General features: G+C 72.3%; 1 protein-coding gene. It reads right to left on the bottom strand.

Going from position 1 to position 285, the window contains the following annotated elements; genetic code table 11:
• Positions 1–285, bottom strand: a 285-nt coding sequence (locus ACNKXS_RS15400) for a hypothetical protein (protein ID WP_417921653.1), incomplete at both ends; no start/stop codon positions are given.

Raw genomic sequence — 285 nt, 5'->3', positions numbered from 1 at the left:
CGCCGGGCGAGTTCGTTCCCATCATCGAGAGCACCTCGCTGGCGCGCGCCAGTTCGCCGATCAGCCAGAAACGGCGCTGGTAGGCGGCGTCGTGTTCCGGCGAAAAGACACGCAGGCCGGATTCGGCGCCGAGCGCGTCCTGGGCGGCACTGTGCAGATTGCGCAGCACGTCGAGCGGCGCGTCCTCGCCCACCGCGAAGCGCGCCAGGCCGACCGTACTCGTGGTCAGGAAGCGGGTCTGGCCGGCCGGCGCCTGCTCGCCCAGCCAGTCCAGCAGCGCGCCGC

It is taken from the genome of Christiangramia marina, from assembly GCF_048285865.1.
In the GTDB taxonomy this organism is placed as follows: Bacteria; Bacteroidota; Bacteroidia; order Flavobacteriales; family Flavobacteriaceae; genus Christiangramia; species Christiangramia marina.
This window is presented reverse-complemented; position numbering and strand designations above follow the sequence as displayed.